The 17,761-nt window shown below is 51.4% G+C and carries 15 protein-coding genes; 11 read left to right on the top strand and 4 right to left on the bottom strand.

Annotated features, from left to right (window positions below; genetic code table 11):
• The first annotated feature begins 39 nt into the window (after positions 1-39).
• The 11 genes from QNJ26_13815 to QNJ26_13765 all read left to right on the top strand — a co-directional run bounded on the left by QNJ26_13815 (position 40) and on the right by QNJ26_13765 (position 14,130).
• A complete protein-coding gene (locus tag QNJ26_13815) occupies positions 40-1,149 on the top strand; it encodes an alcohol dehydrogenase family protein (protein ID MDJ0986613.1) in 1,110 nt (369 codons plus the stop codon).
• A gap of 11 nt (positions 1,150-1,160) precedes the next feature.
• Complete coding sequence (locus tag QNJ26_13810) at positions 1,161-2,060, top strand: sugar phosphate isomerase/epimerase (protein ID MDJ0986612.1); 900 nt, start codon at positions 1,161-1,163, stop codon at positions 2,058-2,060.
• A gap of 64 nt (positions 2,061-2,124) precedes the next feature.
• Positions 2,125-2,832: a FadR/GntR family transcriptional regulator gene (locus tag QNJ26_13805; protein MDJ0986611.1), complete on the top strand. Its 708-nt coding sequence runs from the start codon at positions 2,125-2,127 to the stop codon at positions 2,830-2,832.
• 45 nt (positions 2,833-2,877) lie between these two features.
• Entirely contained in the window at positions 2,878-4,290 is a 1,413-nt protein-coding gene (locus tag QNJ26_13800) for a trimethylamine methyltransferase family protein (GenBank protein ID MDJ0986610.1), read from the top strand.
• Positions 4,291-4,327: 37 nt separating this feature from the next.
• Complete coding sequence (locus QNJ26_13795) at positions 4,328-4,729, top strand: 4Fe-4S binding protein (GenBank protein ID MDJ0986609.1); 402 nt, start codon at positions 4,328-4,330, stop codon at positions 4,727-4,729.
• A 44-nt stretch (positions 4,730-4,773) separates the two neighbouring features.
• Entirely contained in the window at positions 4,774-6,666 is a 1,893-nt protein-coding gene (locus QNJ26_13790) for an aldehyde ferredoxin oxidoreductase family protein (protein ID MDJ0986608.1), read from the top strand.
• Positions 6,667-7,219: 553 nt separating this feature from the next.
• A complete protein-coding gene (locus QNJ26_13785; GenBank protein ID MDJ0986607.1) occupies positions 7,220-8,404 on the top strand; it encodes a mandelate racemase/muconate lactonizing enzyme family protein in 1,185 nt (394 codons plus the stop codon).
• Between the two features lie 213 nt (positions 8,405-8,617).
• Positions 8,618-9,826 (top strand): FAD-binding oxidoreductase, encoded by a 1,209-nt coding sequence (locus QNJ26_13780; protein MDJ0986606.1) that lies wholly within the window; start codon positions 8,618-8,620, stop codon positions 9,824-9,826.
• Positions 9,827-9,856: 30 nt separating this feature from the next.
• Entirely contained in the window at positions 9,857-11,686 is a 1,830-nt protein-coding gene (locus QNJ26_13775; GenBank protein MDJ0986605.1) for an aldehyde ferredoxin oxidoreductase family protein, read from the top strand.
• 216 nt (positions 11,687-11,902) lie between these two features.
• Positions 11,903-12,673: a hypothetical protein gene (locus tag QNJ26_13770; protein MDJ0986604.1), complete on the top strand. Its 771-nt coding sequence runs from the start codon at positions 11,903-11,905 to the stop codon at positions 12,671-12,673.
• Between the two features lie 596 nt (positions 12,674-13,269).
• Positions 13,270-14,130: a DMT family transporter gene (locus tag QNJ26_13765; GenBank protein ID MDJ0986603.1), complete on the top strand. Its 861-nt coding sequence runs from the start codon at positions 13,270-13,272 to the stop codon at positions 14,128-14,130.
• Positions 14,131-14,277: 147 nt separating this feature from the next.
• Here QNJ26_13765 and pylSn read toward each other — a convergent pair whose 3' ends face one another.
• Genes pylSn through pylB form a run of 4 tightly spaced genes read right to left on the bottom strand, consistent with a single transcriptional unit; the run spans position 14,278 to position 17,759 of the window.
• The gene (pylSn, locus tag QNJ26_13760) at positions 14,278-14,622 is read right to left on the bottom strand and encodes a pyrrolysine--tRNA(Pyl) ligase small subunit (GenBank protein MDJ0986602.1); all 345 of its coding nucleotides are present in this window, start codon (positions 14,620-14,622) and stop codon (positions 14,278-14,280) included.
• Between the two features lies 1 nt (position 14,623).
• Positions 14,624-15,481 (bottom strand): 3-methylornithyl-N6-L-lysine dehydrogenase PylD, encoded by an 858-nt coding sequence (gene pylD, locus QNJ26_13755; protein MDJ0986601.1) that lies wholly within the window; start codon positions 15,479-15,481, stop codon positions 14,624-14,626.
• Positions 15,478-16,650, bottom strand: a complete 1,173-nt coding sequence (gene pylC, locus QNJ26_13750; GenBank protein MDJ0986600.1) for a 3-methylornithine--L-lysine ligase PylC — start codon at positions 16,648-16,650, stop codon at positions 15,478-15,480. Before pylC ends, pylD begins: the two co-directional genes overlap by 4 nt.
• The gene (gene pylB, locus QNJ26_13745) at positions 16,644-17,759 is read right to left on the bottom strand and encodes a methylornithine synthase PylB (GenBank protein ID MDJ0986599.1); all 1,116 of its coding nucleotides are present in this window, start codon (positions 17,757-17,759) and stop codon (positions 16,644-16,646) included. Before pylB ends, pylC begins: the two co-directional genes overlap by 7 nt.
• Between the last annotated feature and the right edge of the window lie 2 nt (positions 17,760-17,761).

Genomic DNA, 17,761 nt, shown 5'->3' with positions numbered 1-17,761 from the left:
AAAATTACGCAGACAAACGAGAAAAAGGAGAAAAGTGAAATGTCCCTTCCGAAGTACATGACTGCAGCTGTTCTTAAGGGACATGGGGGGCTCGATAAACTAATTGTTCATAACAATATGCCTGTGCCTGAACCAAAAGCCAACGACGTGCTCATCAAAGTGGGTGCCTGTGGAATGAATAACACAGATATCAACACCCGGATTGGTTGGTATTCAAAACGGGTCAACAGCGGAACAACTTCAACAGGCGGTTCGGATGGATTAGACAGGTTATCGGGAAAAGATGCCTCCTGGAGCGGAGGGACGCTTGCCTTTCCGCGTATTCAAGGTGCTGATGTTGTCGGTCGCATTGTGGCGGTAGGTGGTGATGTTTCTTCAAAACGCATCGGAGAACGCGTCATTGTTGACCCCTGGCTGCGCGATCCATCGGAGCCGGAGGATCGGAATCTGGCAACCTATCTTGGCAGCGAACGTGATGGCGGCTTTGCTCAATTTACCAATGTGCCCGCGGAAAATGCTTTCTTGATTGAATCCAAATTAACTGATGCCGAATTAGCCACATTTCCCTGCTCTTATTCGACCGGAGAACATATGCTGCATCGTGTCAGGCTAAGTGAGAGTGAAAAAATCGTTATTCCGGGCGCTTCTGGCGGGGTGGGTTCAGCCCTGGTACAGCTAGCGAAAAGAAGGCGTGCATGGGTATTGGCCATCACGAGCAAGTCAAAAATGGATTCAATTCGAGAATTGGGAGCCGATGCCGTATTGGATCGAAGCCAAGAAGATCTTGAACATCAGATCCGAACAATTTTGCCAAGTGGCGAAGCCGATGTCGTCGCCGATGTCGTCGGAGGGGCTATTTTTTCAACGTGTTTTAACCTTTTGTGCCGGGGCGGGCGTTACGTTACTTCTGGGGCTATCGCCGGACCTCTTGTCGAGCTAGATCTGCGCACCCTGTACCTAAAAGATATTGAGATGCATGGTGCCACTGTCATGCCGGTCGGGATATTTGAAGATCTTGTTAACTACATCGAAAATGGTGAAATTCGTCCTTTGCTGGCCAAGCAATTTTCAATCAATGACATCAAAAAAGCACAAGAAGCGTTTTTAGCAAAAGAACACATTGGAAATTTTGTGATTTTACCGGGTTAGGAGGGCTTGTTATGCTATTGGGACTACATACATATAGTTTTCATCTGCACGGCATGGGACAAAACTGGGGCGGCTATAAACTGCAATGGGATTCGGTCTGGGATGTCTTTGGTTTGATGGATGAGGCTAAAAAGCTAGGGCTCGACGGGCTGCATCTAACGGCTGCCGATCTGGGCAAAACCGATGAAGCCCACCTGCGCGATGTGCGCCTAGCGGCGGAAGAAAGAGGACTATTCCTGGAGTACAATTTTTCTTTAGATGCATCTGAATACGATGACCGCCTGACCAATACCATGGAAGAAGGTATCGCCATCGCCGAAAAAATTGGCTCGGATATCGGAAAAATTAGCATGGATGTCAACAGACCGCACCCGGTGTGCGGCTCTGCCTTTCATCCGGCAGTGATCCCCCAATTGGAAGTAATTGCCCGCAAAGCTGAAACCGCTGCTCCTGTGGCCCAGAATGCGGGGGTACGGCTGTGTCTGGAGAATCATACCGAGGCCTTCAGCGATGAAGTGCTCTGGATTATCAATCGGGTAAACCACCCCTATGTAGGCGCATGTGTGGATACCAACAACTCGCTCATGGTGGGCGAAGACCCGTTGACGGCCATCCGAAAGCTGGCTCCGGTGTCTTTCACCAACCATTTTTCCGATCATCGCATTGTCTTTGATCAATACGGCTGCCGTATCGTGGGGGTAGCCACCGGAACCGGAGATGTCCCCATGCGAGAGGCTTACAAGATCATCCGGGCCAATCCGAATATGAAGCGTCTGAATATTGAAGTGGAGTTTGATCCAGAAGACGACGGCCCCGAGGAAGCCCGCCAAAGGGAGTACCAGGCCGTTGTCGATAGTATCCGATTCACCCGCGAAGAGCTAGGTGTGGGTCAGGAATCTGCGAGCGAATGAAAACGCCCAGTGTCCCCTTGGTCAGCCTTGGCCGATAACATATATCAAGGAGAACTGTCAGTTGATGAAATTTAAAACCATTCAGAAAAGCTCAACCCCTGAAATTATCATTAACGAAATTGTTGAACACGTAAAATCGGGTCAACTTAAGCCGGGCGATAAACTGCCGACAGAGCGTGACATGTCTCAGATGTTTGGTGTTGGGCGCTCATCCATCCGGGAAGCCATCAAAGGCCTGGTCCTTTCAGGTTATTTAGAGTCTGCCCAGGGAAAAGGTACCTTTGTCAGAAAAGACCTTCCCGTAAATGATTTAGATTTAACCCATCTTCAAAATACCCTAGTGGCTGAACAAATCATAGAGTTAATGGAGCTCAGAATAATCTTAGAGTGCAATGCGGTCAAACTGGCCGCACAACGCGCGCGCGCGCAAGACATTGAGCGAATCACTCAAGCGCTGGAGCGCATGCGGGCCTGTCAGTCGGATATCAAGAAATTCTATGATCCGGATTTTGAATTTCATGTGGCCATCGCGGAGGCCACCCACAATGAGATGATCTGCGAAATGATGAAGCTGGTTGTTGAAAAATCCCATGAATATTATGAGAAGTTTATGCCGGATCGTTTGTGCCCGCCGGAGCAGGCGATTTTTACCGCTTCAAGAATTGTTGACTGTCTCAAGATCGGTGACGGCCGAAAAGCCTCCGAATACATGCAGAAACACCTGGGGCTGGTAGAAATCGAGCTGCAGCGGGTGGTCAATACTCGCAGCTGACCTCTGACCGGCAAATTGCAGGTGCTTTGAAAGGAATTCTTCAACATGCAATGGTATGAATTTTTGACACAACAACAGGTTGAGCAAATACATCAAGCCTCATTGAATATCCTGGAATCGGTTGGCATTGATTTTCGCTATCCACCGGCGCTGGAGATTTTGAAAAAGGGTGGAGCCCGGGTCGATGGTGAGCGGGCATTTTTTCCTGCACAACTGGTTGAGGCGCAGATCAAAAAGGCACCGGCTGAGTTTACTCTCTATGCACGCAATTCCGATGCCGATGTTGTGCTGGGGGGCGATCACATGGCCTATATTCCGGGTTATGGCGCACCGTTTGTCACCGATCTGGACGGCGGCAGGCGGGAAGGCAGCCTGCAGGATTTTGAAAGTTTCGTCAAACTAACCCAAACCAGCCCGTATCAAGATATCTGCAGCGGCATGGTTATTGAGCCCAACGATGTGCCCCATGATATCCGACATGCCAAGATGATTTATGCGGCCCTGAAATATTCTGAAAAACCCTTTATGGGAAGTGCCATGGGGGCGCAGGGGGCAAAAGACAGTATCCAAATGGCGTCCATTTTATTCGGCAGCCAAGACCAGCTGGTCGAAAAACCACGCATGATCAGTATTCTGACTTCCCTGACGCCGCTGGTATATGATGAGCGTATGCTGGGGGCAATCATCGAATATGCCCGTGCCGGACAGCCGCAGTTGATTTCATCATTGGTGATTGCCGGTGCCACCGGGCCCACCACCCTGGCCGGTACCCTGGCGCTGCAAAACGCTGAAATTCTGGCGGGGATTGTTTTGGCCCAGCTGGTGCGGGAAGGGACGCCCGTGGTTTTTTCGGGCTCTTCTTCCAATACTGAAATGCGTTCGGGTGCCTTGAGTATCGGTTCACCGGAAATGGCGGTCAATGCCGCTGCTACGGCGCAAATGGCACGGTTTTACAATCTGCCTGTCAGAGGCGGTGGTGCCGTCAGTGACGCCAAGGTGCCGGATGCCCAGGCGGCTTATGAATCAATGATGAGTTTGCTGATGGCTCAGGTAAGTGGCGTTAATTTTGTCTTACACAGCGCCGGTATCCTGGAATCCTACAGCTGTATGTCCTATGAGAAATTCATTATCGATGATGAAATCTGCGGTATGGTCAAACGCATCAAAAATGCATATGCGGTGAGCGCCGACACCCTGGCCCTTGATGTGATCAAAGCGGTTGGTCCCGGTGGTCATTTTCTGGACCAGGATCATACTTTTGAACATTTTCGCCAAGAGTTTTATCAACCAATGCTGTCCAATCGTGACAACTTCGATACTTGGTTGGCAAATGGTTCGCAACAAATTTTGCAAACAGCGAACAAGAAGGTTAAGCAGATATTGGGCGAGTATAGCGAACCGGCCCTGCCGGCTGATGCCGACGAAGATTTAAAACGGTTCATAGATACGCTGGGATAAATACAAACAGACAATGAACAACGCAAAGGAGTTAAGAATGGCAATGGAGCTTAAAGCAATTCATGAAAACTGTTCCGGCTGCGGGGTCTGCCGGGTGGTTTGCGCCCTGGAAAATTTCCGCGAGGTTAATCCTGCCAAAGCGGCCCTGCGGATCGAAGGGCGTTTTCCCGCTCCGGGAGATTACCACATTCATTTATGCGATCAGTGCGGCGTCTGTGCCGAGGTCTGCCCGGTGGAGGCCATCGAACGCAAAAACGATGCCTTTATCATTGATGCGGAGGAATGCACAGGATGCCTGCAATGCGTGGAAGATTGCCCGCATGATGTTCTTTTTGAACATAAGCAAATGGAAGTTCCCATCAAATGCACCCTGTGCGGAGAATGTGCTGAGATTTGTCCCCGTCAAGCCCTGGAAATGGTTGCTGTCGATCAAGCTTAGCGGTGTCAAGATTCAGGTAATACATTAGAAAAGGAGTGTTGGATATGCGTAACGGATATGCCGGAGCAATTTTAAGAGTAAATTTGAGCCGCGGAGAGGTTGAAAAAAAACCGTTGCCCGACGATCTGGTTGAAGACTATATCGGTGGCCGGGGTTTTTTGGCCAAACTGCTTTATGATGAGCTGCCACCGAATACGGACCCCTATGGTCCCGAAAACATGTTTATGGCGGCCACCGGGCCCCTTTCAGGATACTTTTTGCCGGCCAGCGGAAAAGTTCATTTTGCCACCAAATCACCGGCCACCGGCGGGTATGCCGACAGCAACATGGGCGGCCATTTCGGCCCGGCGTTGAAGTATGCTGGATATGATGTGTTGGTGCTAACGGGCAGATCAGAAACTCCAAGCTATCTGTTTATCGATGATGAGCGGGTAGAGATCCGTCCGGCAGATGGTTATTGGGGAATGGGCGCCCTATCGTGTGAAGAACAGCTTAAAAAAGACCTGGGTGAAGATTTTCAAATTATGACCATCGGGCCGGCCGGCGAAAACCGGGTCCGGTTTGCCTGCATTTCTCATGATTTCGGCCGACAGGCCGGGCGTACCGGTGTGGGGGCTGTGTTGGGATCCAAAAATATCAAAGCCATCGCCGTCAGAGGCACCGGCAGCCTTCCGCTCCATGATGTTGAAGGGGCCTATGCCGCCGGCAAGGATGCCTATCAGAAGGTATTTGCTAAACCCGGATTTAAAGAATGGACACCCGAAGGCACCGCCGGTATCACCAATTGGACCAACGAGGTCGGTGTTTTTCCGACCCGGAATTTTCAGACCTCCTATGCCGACCACTACCAGGATATCAACGGCAAAGCCATTCTCGAACAGCTAAAAATTACCGACAAAGGCTGTTACTGCTGCCCCACGCCGTGTGGCAAGTACGGTCACACCAAAACCGATCTGGGCAACGCATATGTGGAAGGGCCGGAATATGAGACTATCGCGCTTTTCGGTGGCAACTGCCTGCTGCAAACCATCTCAGAGGTAGCTTATGCCAATTATCTGTGTGATGAACTGGGCCTCGATACCATTTCCGCCGGCGCAGTCATTTCCTGGGCCATTGAATGCTTCGAAAAGAAACTTATCGGTACCGCTGAGGTGGGTCGTGAGATTAAGTTTGCTGATTTGCCAACCGTCGATTTTTTGCTCAATCAGATCACCCGGCGTGAAGGCATTGGCGATCTATTGGCCGAGGGTGTTAAGGTCGCATCCGAAAAAATCGGAAAAGGATCAGATGCTTTCGCCATCCATGTCAAAGGACTCGAATGGACCGGCTATGAAACCCGCAATGCGCCTTCGATGATGTTGGCTTATATGACGGCCGATATCGGTGCTCACCACAACCGTGCCTGGGTGCTGGGGTACGATGTGGCTGGTGCCTGGACCAGTGTTCATGACCTGATCAGCAGTGGCGGCGATTCGGAAAAAATGCCCAAGGCCATTGTAAAGCCGGATTGTGCTCAATATGTGATCGATAGCCAGCACACCCGCCCACTGTTTGATGTCCTTGGGATTTGCCGGTTGCAATACATGGAGCTGGGTTTTGAGCAGGAAAATTACGAAACACTTTTTTATCTGATCACCGGCAAAAAGAAAACCTGGCAGGAGTTGCTAACAGTCTCCGAACGGATATGGAATTTGACGCGGCTGTTTAGTGCCCGTGAAGTCGAAGATTTCGGGCGCCGCCTGGATTACCCACCCGCCAGGTTTTACACGGAGCCGACTCCCAGCGGCCCCAATGAAGGTCATTATCTCAACAAAAAGGAGCTTGATACGCTTTTGGATGAATATTACCGCGCCCGGGGCTGGGATCAAAACGGAATCCCCACCGAGGAGACGCTTGAACGTCTGGGCCTGGGTGAAGTTGTCAAAGAGCAAGATTGACGACATCATAATTAGGTGAGGATCAGAGAGTTTTGTTGATTCGATCGCTGCATGAATAATCAGCGACTGCATCGTGCAAACTCATGCATAAGGGGGCGTAACGAAAGACCGGCTATCAAATATAAAATAATGGGCAAACGATAAAATCAGCTTCACGCTCATCAGCAGCTTTTGGGTTAGGAGCTGTTCTTTCGCAACGCACCCTAATGCATTCAAACAGTGCACGATTCCGCTGCTGATAATTCATTCCGCCATTGTCGATTGTTGCTCTAAACAGTTTGAGAGATAATTCTTGCACAAACCGGAGGCTTTCATATGCAAGGCATTTAAGGACGAGACTATATTGAACTATGTCTCGTCCTTAATAATCCGCCTGAGGCGGACCGATGGAGGCTTCTGGCTCGCCCGCAAGGGGAAAATTAATGAGATAATATGATCTGATCCTTTTAAAAAAAATATTGATACCTTGCATGACCTATACAGTTGACTTGGTTTTATTAATGTAGTTTCTATTTCTCATTAATTTTATGCAAGGTAGGAAGGAGGACTGCTAATGAAAATAACCCAAGTGCGGGCAACCCCTGTCAACATCCCCCTCGAGGCGCCTTTTTATTGGTCGGTGGGGACCTATCCGGGTACGACCAAAACCATTATCGAAGTCGAAACCGATGAAGGCATTGTCGGCCTGGGTGAATCCCCGTCAGGAGACTGCGCCGAGGTGATCAACAATGACATGGCGCCGCGATTGATCGGCTATAATCCCATCGATATCGCCGCCTGTGAGATGCGCTGCCTGCCGGAGTGGTGCGTCGTTCAAAACACCGACGACGCCTCTGTGGTCAAGGCGTTCGGCGGTATAGAGATCGCGTTGTGGGATATTCGGGGCAAGGCGTGGAATAAACCGCTGTATGAATTGCTGGGCGGTGCTGTGCGCAAGAAAATTCCATTTACCGAATACTTTTGTTTTCGGGTAGAAGAAGATGGACGTGGTGGTGAGGTTACCCCTGAGGCGGTTGCCGATTACTGTATGAAGATGCGGGAAGAACACGGCTCCTCCATGTTTGAAGGCAAGTTAACGCTCGGAGATCCCCATCTTGAAGTTGCCACGGTCAAATGCCTGCGTGAAAAACTCGGCCCCGAAGTGATGCTTCGTCTGGATTCAAACATGGCCTGGTCTTTGTCGACCGCCCGCCAGATTTTGCGCGAGATCGAACCCTATAACATCCGCAACTATGAAGACCCGGTGGCGACCTTTGAGGAAATGGCGGCCTTGCGTCAGCATTCAAGCATACCGTTTTCCTCCCACGTGCCCGACATTCGGCGGGCGGTGGCTTTGGGGGTGCCGGATACCTTTGTAACCAATTTTGCAGTGCTGGGGGGGATCAATCGGGCTATTCGCTTCATTGGTGCCTGTGAAGCTATGGGCGTCGGTTTCTGGTGCTACAGCGGCGATGCGGGAATCTGTACGGCGGCATATTTACATGTCAGCGCAGCCATGCAATGGATATACGAGCCCAGTCAATCCTTAAAACGCTGGCAGATCGGCGATGTCATCAAGGGCGGCCCATTTAAACCCAAAAACAATGTAGTGGATGTACCCGAAGGCCCCGGTCTGGGTGTCGAGTTGGATAGAGAGGCCCTCAAGCGGTGGCACCAGCATTACCAGGAAAATGGGCCGGTAGACCATTATTATAATCCGGAAAATCCTGAGTACTTCCGGCGCCTGCCACTCGACTAGCTTTCTGGATTTAGCCGGTTGAGTCCGCCTCAGGCGGATTAAGCCCGTTAAAAAAGGAAAGATGTCTTACTCTATCTTTTTCAACCGGCTAACGGGCCAACCCGCCTGAGGCGGACAAGCGGGTAACGGGCTCAACCTGATGAATTATTGAGATAATTTTTAGAACGGTTTATAAAGCCGAACTGAAACTATCAAAAAAGGGGGGAAGAGGGTATGGGTAAAATTTTTGTGCCGGATACGGCCGATCGCACGGCGGATGCTGTTGTGATCGGAGGCGGGATCGTAGGCGTGGCAACGGCTTTTTGGCTTTCTAAAGCGGGTTTGAAAACCATCCTGGTTGAGATACGTGATGGGCTATCAACACTGACAACGGCGGCATCGATCGAATCGTTTCGGGCCCAGTTCACCGAACCGGCCATGGCGGCTTTGGCCAGGGAATCCATCGAGGTCTGGGAGAACTTTGCCGAAGTGGTCGGCATCTCGGACTATCAAATCAACCTGCGTCACGGCGGCTATCTGTTTATCAGCAAAGATGAAAGCAAATTCGAAGAGATCAAGAAGACAGTCGACGGCTATCATGCGGTCGGTGTCACTGATTCCGAGTTCTGGATCGGCGATGATGTCCGGGCTCGCTATCCCTGGGTTTCGGCCGATGTGATCGCCGGCGCCTTTCGCGCCAAAGATGGTTGGTTTTCAGCACATGAAGCCACCCAGGGCCTGGCGAAGGGCTCTCAAAAGGCGCAATTTTTCCTCGAGACTGAGGCGCAGGATATTGTCGTGGATGCGAAGGGGATCAGTGCAGTGGTGACCAATCGGGGAACGATTTCTACCCGAACCGTCGTCAACGCCGCCGGCCCATTTGCCATCAAGATCGGCGAGATGGCCGGGGTTGAGTTGCCGGTTTTCCAGGTCAGGCGGCAAAGGGTCTTTGTCGCGCCCCATCCACGCATACCCCAGGATGCACCCTTGACTATTGATATCGACAACGATTCGTACTGGCGGCCGGAAACCGGCGGCGCCCTGATGGGTTGGCATGATCCAGAAGAGCCCAAAACCGAGCCGATGCGAAAACCTCTCGGAGATTATGAGTTTCCGGCTTATACCTTTGACAAAGTCGGTGTGCTGTCTCCTTTTTGGAATGACATCATCGGTGATTTCAAGAAACCCGACCTCGTTGTTCACGCCGGCCAGTATGTGCACGCTCCGGATGACCAGCCCATCCTTGGGCCGGTCGAAAGCGTTCCCGGCTTTTTTCTCAACTGTGCCTACTGGCCCGGGGTCATGCTCTCACCGGCCGCAGGCCGCTGGACGGCGGACATGATCATTGGCCGGATGAAGCCTGCGGACAACCCCCTGCGCCTGTCCCGTTTCGATGAAGGGGTCTCGGTTGCGCCCGGTGCCTTGTTGCGCGGCCGGCATTAAATAACACCCATAACCAAGGAGGTAAATGACATGCATGCTTGGAGAGGGCAATTATTGCGGGTTGACCTGACGGCCGGCACTGTTGCAAAGGAGAAGATTCCCCGGAGCAAGCTGAAAGATTATCTGGGTGGCCGGGGGCTGGCTGTTCGCTATCTGATGGATGAGGTCGATCCACAGGTCGATCCCCTTTCAGCTGCAAATAAACTGATCATGGCAAATGGGCCCCTTACCGGCACGCCAATTCCCACCGGCGCCCGCTACATGGTCATTACTAAAAGCCCTTTGACCGGCGCCCTGACCTGCTCAAATTCCGGTGGCTATTTCCCGACCGAGATGAAAAAAGCAGGTTTTGACATGATCATCATCGAGGGCCAAGCGGCGCAACCGGTCTATTTATATGTTGAAGATGGGCAGACTGAATTGCGGCCGGCAGATCATCTCTGGGGCCGGCTTGTGCCGGAAACCGACCAAATCCTGCGGGATGAGACCACCGAATCAGCCAAAACAGCCGTCATCGGACCGGCCGGTGAAAACCAGGTTCGTATTGCTGCGATCATGAATGACAAACACCGGGCTGCCGGCAGAGCCGGGGTGGGCGCTGTGATGGGCGCCAAAAAACTTAAAGCCGTGGTGATAAAGGGATCCCAGAAAGTAAGCCTGGCCGAACCGGAAAGCGTCAAAGCGCTCTCACGCAAAATTCGAGATGAAGTCAAGGCGACAGCCGACGCCGGCAAATTGGTTCTGAGAGATTACGGAACCGCTTACATGCCGCCGGTGACCTCCGGGGCCGGTATGTGCCCAACGCGCAACTTTCAGACCGGTGTCTTTCAAGGGGCCGATAAGATCTCAGGACTTGTTCTGACCGAGAAATATCTGGTTCGTCCCGGCGCCTGCTGGGGCTGTCCGATTGCCTGCGGCCGCATCACAAAAATGGATCATCCCCGCTGGCAGGGACAGGGCGAAGGACCGGAATATGAAACCCTGGCCTCCCTGGGCTCTTCTTGCGGCGTGGATGAGCTGGAGGCGATCATCAAGGCCAACTACCTTTGCAATGAGCTGGGGCTGGATACCATTTCGATGGGCATGACCATCGGCTGCGCCATGGAGCTGTTCGAAAAAGGCCTGCTGCCCCAGGAGGACGTAGGTCGAACCCTGAACTTCGGTGATGCGGAAGCTATGGTCGCACTGACCGAACAAACGGGTCTGCGGGAAGGATTCGGCAACCAGCTGGCCGAAGGCAGCTATCGATTGGCCCAGAAATACGGCCACCCGGAGTATTCCATAACCGCCAAAAAGCTGGAGCTTCCAGGTTACGATCCACGAGGGGCCAAAGGCATGGGCATTCTTTATGCGACTTCCAACATTGGCGCCTCCCATATGAAAGGCGATATGATCTACCTGGAGTTTGGCTATTTTGATTTTCGACTCGATCCTCTTACTGAGCAGGACAAGGCCCGCTATTGCAAGCAGATGCAGGATATCTATGCTGTAGTCGACTCGGTCGGGGTATGCGCCTTTGTGGCCATGCGGCATTTGATGAAACATGATGAAAGCCTGGAGCTTGACCGTATGACCGAGGCCATGAGTGCTGCCACCGGAATAGGCTATGATCCGGCCGGGCTGCTTGAAGCCGGTGAACGCATTTACAACCTGGAACGACTCTTTTTGACGGAGGCGGGATTTACCAGGGAAGACGACAGCCTGCCGCCGCGAATGCTCAAAGAGCCTATGCCCGAGGGACCGGCCAAGGGCCAGGTGGTTGATCTGGCGACAATGCTTGAAGAGTACTATGAACATCGCGGCTGGGATTCAGCCGGTGTGCCCCTCAAGGAGACGCTGAATCGACTAAAGTTGGTATAGCGTTGGGTACCGCCAACGATTTTCAAAACACTTTTTTATTTTAGGTTTCAGGTGTCAGTGTTCAGGTGTCAGGATAGCGAAAGCGTTGACACAATGATTATCAAATTCTACTCACAGTCATTTTTTTGCTGACACCTGACACCTGACACCTGACACCCGACACCTGAACACTTTTTTTGGCTGAAACCTGACACCTTTTTTATATGGGAGGACAGTATGTACACATATACAAGCCATTTGAAAGATGAAGAGGTTCACAGTATCGATGGACAGGTTGTCAGCGGTGTGGCCATTGGGATCATCCTTTTTGGCCAGGCCGGTTATGCCATGCCCCCGGGCAGCGTTGAAAACGCCACCTCCTTTAAATACCCGGTGCTGTATACATCTATCGAGGCGGCCTCGGTGGAAAGCGTTGTTTCGCCCGAGCTGGATGCGGCGGTTTTATCCCAGCTGATCGAAGCCGGAAAGCACCTGCAGCGGCAGGGCTGTCGGGCCATTATCGGTGCTTGTGGCTTTTTCGGCAACTATTTGCCGCAGGTGGTCAGTGAGCTGAATGTACCCTGCTTTTTTTCGAGCTTGATGCAGGTTCCGCTGATCCTCAACTCTCTGAAGCCGGAGCAAAAAGTCGGGGTGCTCACTGCCAATGGCGAGGTTCTCAACGGTGCCCCGGTGCTTAAAAATTGTGGGATAGCGGATCCTTCCCGGGTGATTATCAGCGGCGCAGAGGTATTGCCCGAGATGCAGAAAATCCTGGCCGGCGAGGGGCATTACAATGTTTATCAACTCGAAAAGGGACTGGTGCAGCTGGCGCGCAATATGGTGGAAGAACAACCGGAGGTGGGATCCATGCTTTTAGAGTGCACGCTCTTTCCCACTCACGGCCGGGCCGTCCAGGATGCTATCAAGATGCCGGTTTATGATTTTGTCACGCTGATCGATTGGGTATACAGCGCCGTAGTCCGCCGATCTTTCAAGGGCTACATTTAAAACCTATCCTCAAAATGCATCTAATCCGCCAATATTCGTGGCGGATTATAAAGCGATTCAAAATGCTCGGATTTTACAGGTTGAGCCCGTTACCCGCTTGTCCGCCTCAGGCGGGTTAGCCCGTTTGCCGGTTAAAAAATAAATTTACGCAGTTTCCCCCTTTTTCCGGGCTCAATCCGCCGGAGGCGGACTCAACTGGCCAACCGGAAAACGTGATCTACTATTTTGAGAATAGGTTTTGGGTTATGGATTAGAGATGTATTCTACAACAGCTAATTTAGTTTCAGCGTCTATAGGTTGTGGCAAAATGGACTAAGTACCATTTTTGTTTTTGAGATCGTTTTCGTCAAGCAGAGCCGAACGGCTCAGCCGAGTCGTGACCAGTAACCAGCGGCCAGGAATTTGATATCTTGCTCAATACCATCGCCTGGGCAATTTGTGATATTTAATGGTATCATAGATTTTCATGAGCGTGGATTTTTGAAGATACTTTCAATATATCTGGAATTTAGCGATTATTGGCGGAGTATTGATAATGCCGCCGCATGGGGAGGATCATATCTCTGCAGGATAACCAGACCACAGGGCGTTTGCCAGTGAGCGCCGGACTTATTTTGATTCTGCTCTGCTTTGTGTGGGGCGCCAATGCGGTGAGCATCAAGTTCAGCAACCAGGGAATGCCGCCACTCATGGCCGCCGCCCTGCGCTCTTTGGTTTCCGGGGCCTTACTATGGGCCTATGCCCGCATGAATGGACATACGGTGGCTTTCCCTCCAGGACAAACCCGTCACGCCCTGGTGATCGGTCTTCTGTTCGGTCTGGATTTTTTGTTTATATACTGGGGCCTCACTTTTACCCCAGCCTCACGTTCACTTATCATTCTTTACACCCATGCTTTTTGGGTGGCGTTAGGTGCGCATTTTTTTTTGAAAGACGACCGTCTGACCCCGACCAAGCTTTTCGGTTTGGTACTTGCTTTCTGCGGGGTGGCGGCGGTGTTTCGGGCTCGCTCGCCTGAACTGCCCCCCCTTTATTGGGTAGGGGATCTGATGGCGCTATCTGGGGCCATTTTCTGGGCCGCCACCACCTTGTACGTTAAGCGCATCACCGAGAAGGTGAATCTGAATCATTATCAAACCCTCTTCGCTCAGCTCATATACTCCTTTCCATTACTGGCCATGGGGTCAGTTGTGTTCGAGTTACCTGCAGACTTAAATCTTACTCCATTAGTATTGGCCTCGCTTTTTTATCAGAGCGTAATTGTAGCTTTTGCCTCGTTTCTGGTTTGGTTTTGGTTGATTCACCGGTATACAGTGAGCCGGTTGGCGGCTTTTACTTTCTTGGCACCACTTTTTGGGGTTATTCTGGGCGGGTTGATTTTGAATGAGCCGATAACTTTATTGGTTTGGGTAGGATTAGCTTGTGTGGGTGGGGGGCTTTATTTGGTAAATCGATGAGGAGCGAACCGACTGAGAATTAGTCTTTGAGCTGTAAACTTAATCATCAGTTTTAATTTAGACGGAATCTTCAGGTACCAACATATCACAGGTGCGCTTAAATAGCAGATATTATCAATAGAAACCAAGTATCTTGCATCTTCATATTTAACCGCTATTTTTATCTTCCAACTCGTCCTCAGAAAGCAGGGCTGAGCCGTAGTGACGCTTAAACTGGGTGGATGAATATTTTTCCAGCTTCCAGGCGGGAACTTGACAAATTGGGCACACATCCTTAAACCATTTATTTCTCAGCCAGCGGGCCGCGCGGCTGTTGCGGGAATCGTTGGCCATAAAGGTTTTGTTGCAATGGGTGGTAATCTGAGCCTGGTCCCCTATCAGTTGAATATTCCGGATACCGTGTAAAACTCCTTTGCGCGAAGGCCACAATTTAATCTTATCAATCAGCCGAAAAAGATCAACGCGTTTGCGGTAATATCGTTTCGCCATCATTTTAGCTTTCTGAAAGGTATTCACAGTGGTGCCTGGCGGCGCTGACCAGCATCGTGGCCACCCCCAGCTGAAGGGGATCATGCAGAATTCGATTGGATATCGCGGTGTGGGCTTCATCATCCAGACCGTACGGCATTCCAGGAGCGCTCACATAGGTATGCGGCGTAATATGCTGTGCATGGATAATGTTGCCGGCCGGTGAGGCATCTATGATCAATCTGTGCTGCACAAGCGCGGCGTCCAACGTATCGACAAGCTGAATATGCGTATCCAATTTGTGACGGATCGCTTCAACCGAATTCTGTGCGGTTTCCCCGTTGATATCATAAACCGAAACCCGGGCACCCATATGAACCAAAGATTGCGCTGCACTGCCGCCCACCGGACCACAACCGATCACCAGCACTGTCTTGTCTTTCAAGCCGCCGGTCATCAGATTGAGACCTGTGGCATAGACCTGCCCAGTGCAAACCGCATTGTCGGCAATTTTCCGGCTATGAATATGCAGCGCCACAAAGCGTTCATCATCGGCCAGCATCATCACATCCGCCTTCTTTTGAACTGCCTCTGCAATGCCGGCAACATCCGTGGACTGAGTCACAAAAGCGTTTGCACCCATGTGTGCAAGGATGCTTAAAACAGCATCGCAGAAACCGCCAATGATGCCTTGGCCGCTGGATATGGGGACGACGGATACCTGAAGATCGGGCAGTACGTTTTTGATGCGTCCTTCACCGGTGTCAACGGCACGACAGGCGATGCTGCTCAGGGTATGACCCGTCCGGGCAGCCAATTCCGCATCATAATTCTTCAAATTAGCAGCAATATCGCTAATGTCAGTGTTGATCAGTCGGGTCACAAATTTTCTCCTGATCCGAATCCTGCAGGGGTGGAATCTTGATAATTGTCAAGATTTAAGCTTTTGCGGATTTCATCAATGATGCTGTTGCGTTTTTCCCGAGCGGCCATCATATTTTCTTCCGTCACAATCAGGGTGGCAACCCATTCCTGACGGCCTCCGGCGTAGTTGGTTATAGCCTCATCGGCACCGAAAAAACCCGGCTCGATATGCAGGGGATCCTCTATCGTCATGATGCGTTCGCCGGCGATTTCAAGGCGATCAGATGTTACCCTAAGGTGTTCGTATATCACGTCGGATTCACGAGCAGGTACGGGATCAGTGTAAGGCCAGCGGTCTATAAACAGCTCCCCCAGCAATTGAACCATATTTATGCCGGTTGACCAATAGACAGCCGTCGGGGTCTGGCTGGGCAGACGCGCGTCGATTTCAATCACTTTCAGTTCATTTTTATGTAAAATGACTTCGACATCCATGATGCCTTTCAAATTTAAGGTATTCGCCAGTGTCAGCGAAAGCCGTTCAAATTCATCAATCAGCGAATCGGCCAGATTCGATGGTGCTGTTACCCGTTTGCAGTCATAGCGGCTGTCCATTTCCAGTTCGGTGACCTGCGGTGTCACATATTGTCCCGGCAACCCGACGATCTCTAAAGAATATGACGGCCCGGTAACAAATTCCTGAATAAGCCATTCCCGGTTATCAGCGATGATGGCGTCCGGCAGGTCGGCTCGCTCTTTATAGATTTTTAGCCCCCGGCTTCCGCTTCCGATACCGGGTTTGGCAATCACCGGAAAGTTGCATTCCGGCCAACCGGCGGGAGTGGATATGTCGGCAGATTTGAAAAGTTGATCGGATGTGATTTTAGAGCAGGAAATGCCGTACGCGGTGGGATCAAAAGCAAACGGGATTTCCATGTTCCGGGTTACCCGGTGTAAACAGTCCAGGGCGGCTGGATTTTCCAGGGTAGGTATAACAAGGTCGACACCATCCAGTGCCTGAGTTAGATCCTTTTTTGAGGTAACATCTATGCGGGTGAAGGAGTTACCAAGACCGGCGGCTGGAGCGACCGGCTTGCGGTCAAGGACGAGAACGTCCCAGCCTGCCTTGTGAGCCAGGTAAGCTGCTTCAACACCCTGGAGATTCCCGCCGGCGACGGCGACTAACATGCAGCCTCCGTGCGGATTTGAGGGTTGGCGACAAATTGTTGGCGGCCTTTGAGCCAGCTCTGGTAAACTTTGCGGCTAGCCGGTTGCAGCCCAAGGGGCTGCAAAACGTTTTGCACGGCCGCTGTTGTGCGACCGCCTTCTTCTATGTTCAGCGAATGCTGAGCGACACCGAAAAGGCCTTCACCAGGGGGTACGATGGATGTGACCACATTGGCGCCCGCATTTAGACGGCTTCTCAACCCGGCGATGCCTGCCACGTCCAATGATGCCGGGATAAGGCGATCAGGAAAGACAAGTCGCATGATCGCAATCATGAGGGTCTCTCTGAGGGGGTCCGGTGGCGCTTGTTGTGCCATGGGTGTCCCTAGTTGCGGAACAAAGTTCATTACTCTGATTTGATCCGCTCCCACTTTATTCATTACCTTTAGCGATTGAACGATATGATCCGGGGTTTCGCCCACCCCGCACAGCAAACCTTCCTCTACGAGCATACCGCAATGGTGGGCGTCAACTTTACTTTGCATGCGACGATGATAATCCTGACTGGGTCGCAGTTTTTCGAACAACGATGGATTGTGGGTTTCCTGATAGCACGCATACCAAACCGCGCCTGCTGCGGCCAGCCGCTGCATAACCCCCGCGGGCACCACCCCCGGAGAGACCATTATCGGCAGCCCTGTTTGTTTTTGTAAAGATGCCACCAGATCCGCAAGCCGATCAAAACCAGCCCCAGGGCCGTTGAACATATCAGGGTCTTCACCCATGGTCAGATCGATCAGATGAACACCGGAATCCGCCAAGCGGGTGGCGGCAGTCATAATTTCCTGTTTTGTTTTGCGGTATCGTGTGGTTTGCACATTCGAGCGGCGAAAAAGACAAAAGCGGCAATCATTACGGCAATAGGTACTGGCGTAGATAAATCCGTACATGAAAATTTTGTTACCGAAATAATTGCGACGCACGTTGCGGGCCTTTTCAAAAAGCGCCTCGATCTGACCTTCATCCTGCAGGTTCAGAAGAAATGACATCTCAGCTGTTGACAGGTTTTCTTCTGCTTTTATTTTGGAAAGCAGGGCTTCAAAGACTTGCCCTTTGTCTGCATCGTTCACTT

It is taken from the genome of Desulfobacterales bacterium (assembly GCA_030066985.1).
In the GTDB taxonomy this organism is placed as follows: Bacteria; Desulfobacterota; Desulfobacteria; order Desulfobacterales; family JAHEIW01; genus JAHEIW01.
This window is presented reverse-complemented; position numbering and strand designations above follow the sequence as displayed.

Bases quoted from the DNA above. Each gene is read 5' to 3' on its own strand.
- QNJ26_13800 (MDJ0986610.1), top strand. From the start codon at position 2,878: ATGCAATGGTATGAATTTTTGACACAACAACAGGTTGAGCAAATACAT.
- QNJ26_13780 (MDJ0986606.1), top strand. From the start codon at position 8,618: ATGGGTAAAATTTTTGTGCCGGATACGGCCGATCGCACGGCGGATGCT.
- QNJ26_13785 (MDJ0986607.1), top strand. From the start codon at position 7,220: ATGAAAATAACCCAAGTGCGGGCAACCCCTGTCAACATCCCCCTCGAG.
- QNJ26_13815 (MDJ0986613.1), top strand. From the start codon at position 40: ATGTCCCTTCCGAAGTACATGACTGCAGCTGTTCTTAAGGGACATGGG.
- QNJ26_13805 (MDJ0986611.1), top strand. From the start codon at position 2,125: ATGAAATTTAAAACCATTCAGAAAAGCTCAACCCCTGAAATTATCATT.
- pylSn (MDJ0986602.1), bottom strand. From the start codon at position 14,622: ATGATGGCGAAACGATATTACCGCAAACGCGTTGATCTTTTTCGGCTG.
- QNJ26_13790 (MDJ0986608.1), top strand. From the start codon at position 4,774: ATGCGTAACGGATATGCCGGAGCAATTTTAAGAGTAAATTTGAGCCGC.
- QNJ26_13770 (MDJ0986604.1), top strand. From the start codon at position 11,903: ATGTACACATATACAAGCCATTTGAAAGATGAAGAGGTTCACAGTATC.
- QNJ26_13775 (MDJ0986605.1), top strand. From the start codon at position 9,857: ATGCATGCTTGGAGAGGGCAATTATTGCGGGTTGACCTGACGGCCGGC.
- pylC (MDJ0986600.1), bottom strand. From the start codon at position 16,650: ATGTTAGTCGCCGTCGCCGGCGGGAATCTCCAGGGTGTTGAAGCAGCT.
- QNJ26_13795 (MDJ0986609.1), top strand. From the start codon at position 4,328: ATGGCAATGGAGCTTAAAGCAATTCATGAAAACTGTTCCGGCTGCGGG.
- QNJ26_13810 (MDJ0986612.1), top strand. From the start codon at position 1,161: ATGCTATTGGGACTACATACATATAGTTTTCATCTGCACGGCATGGGA.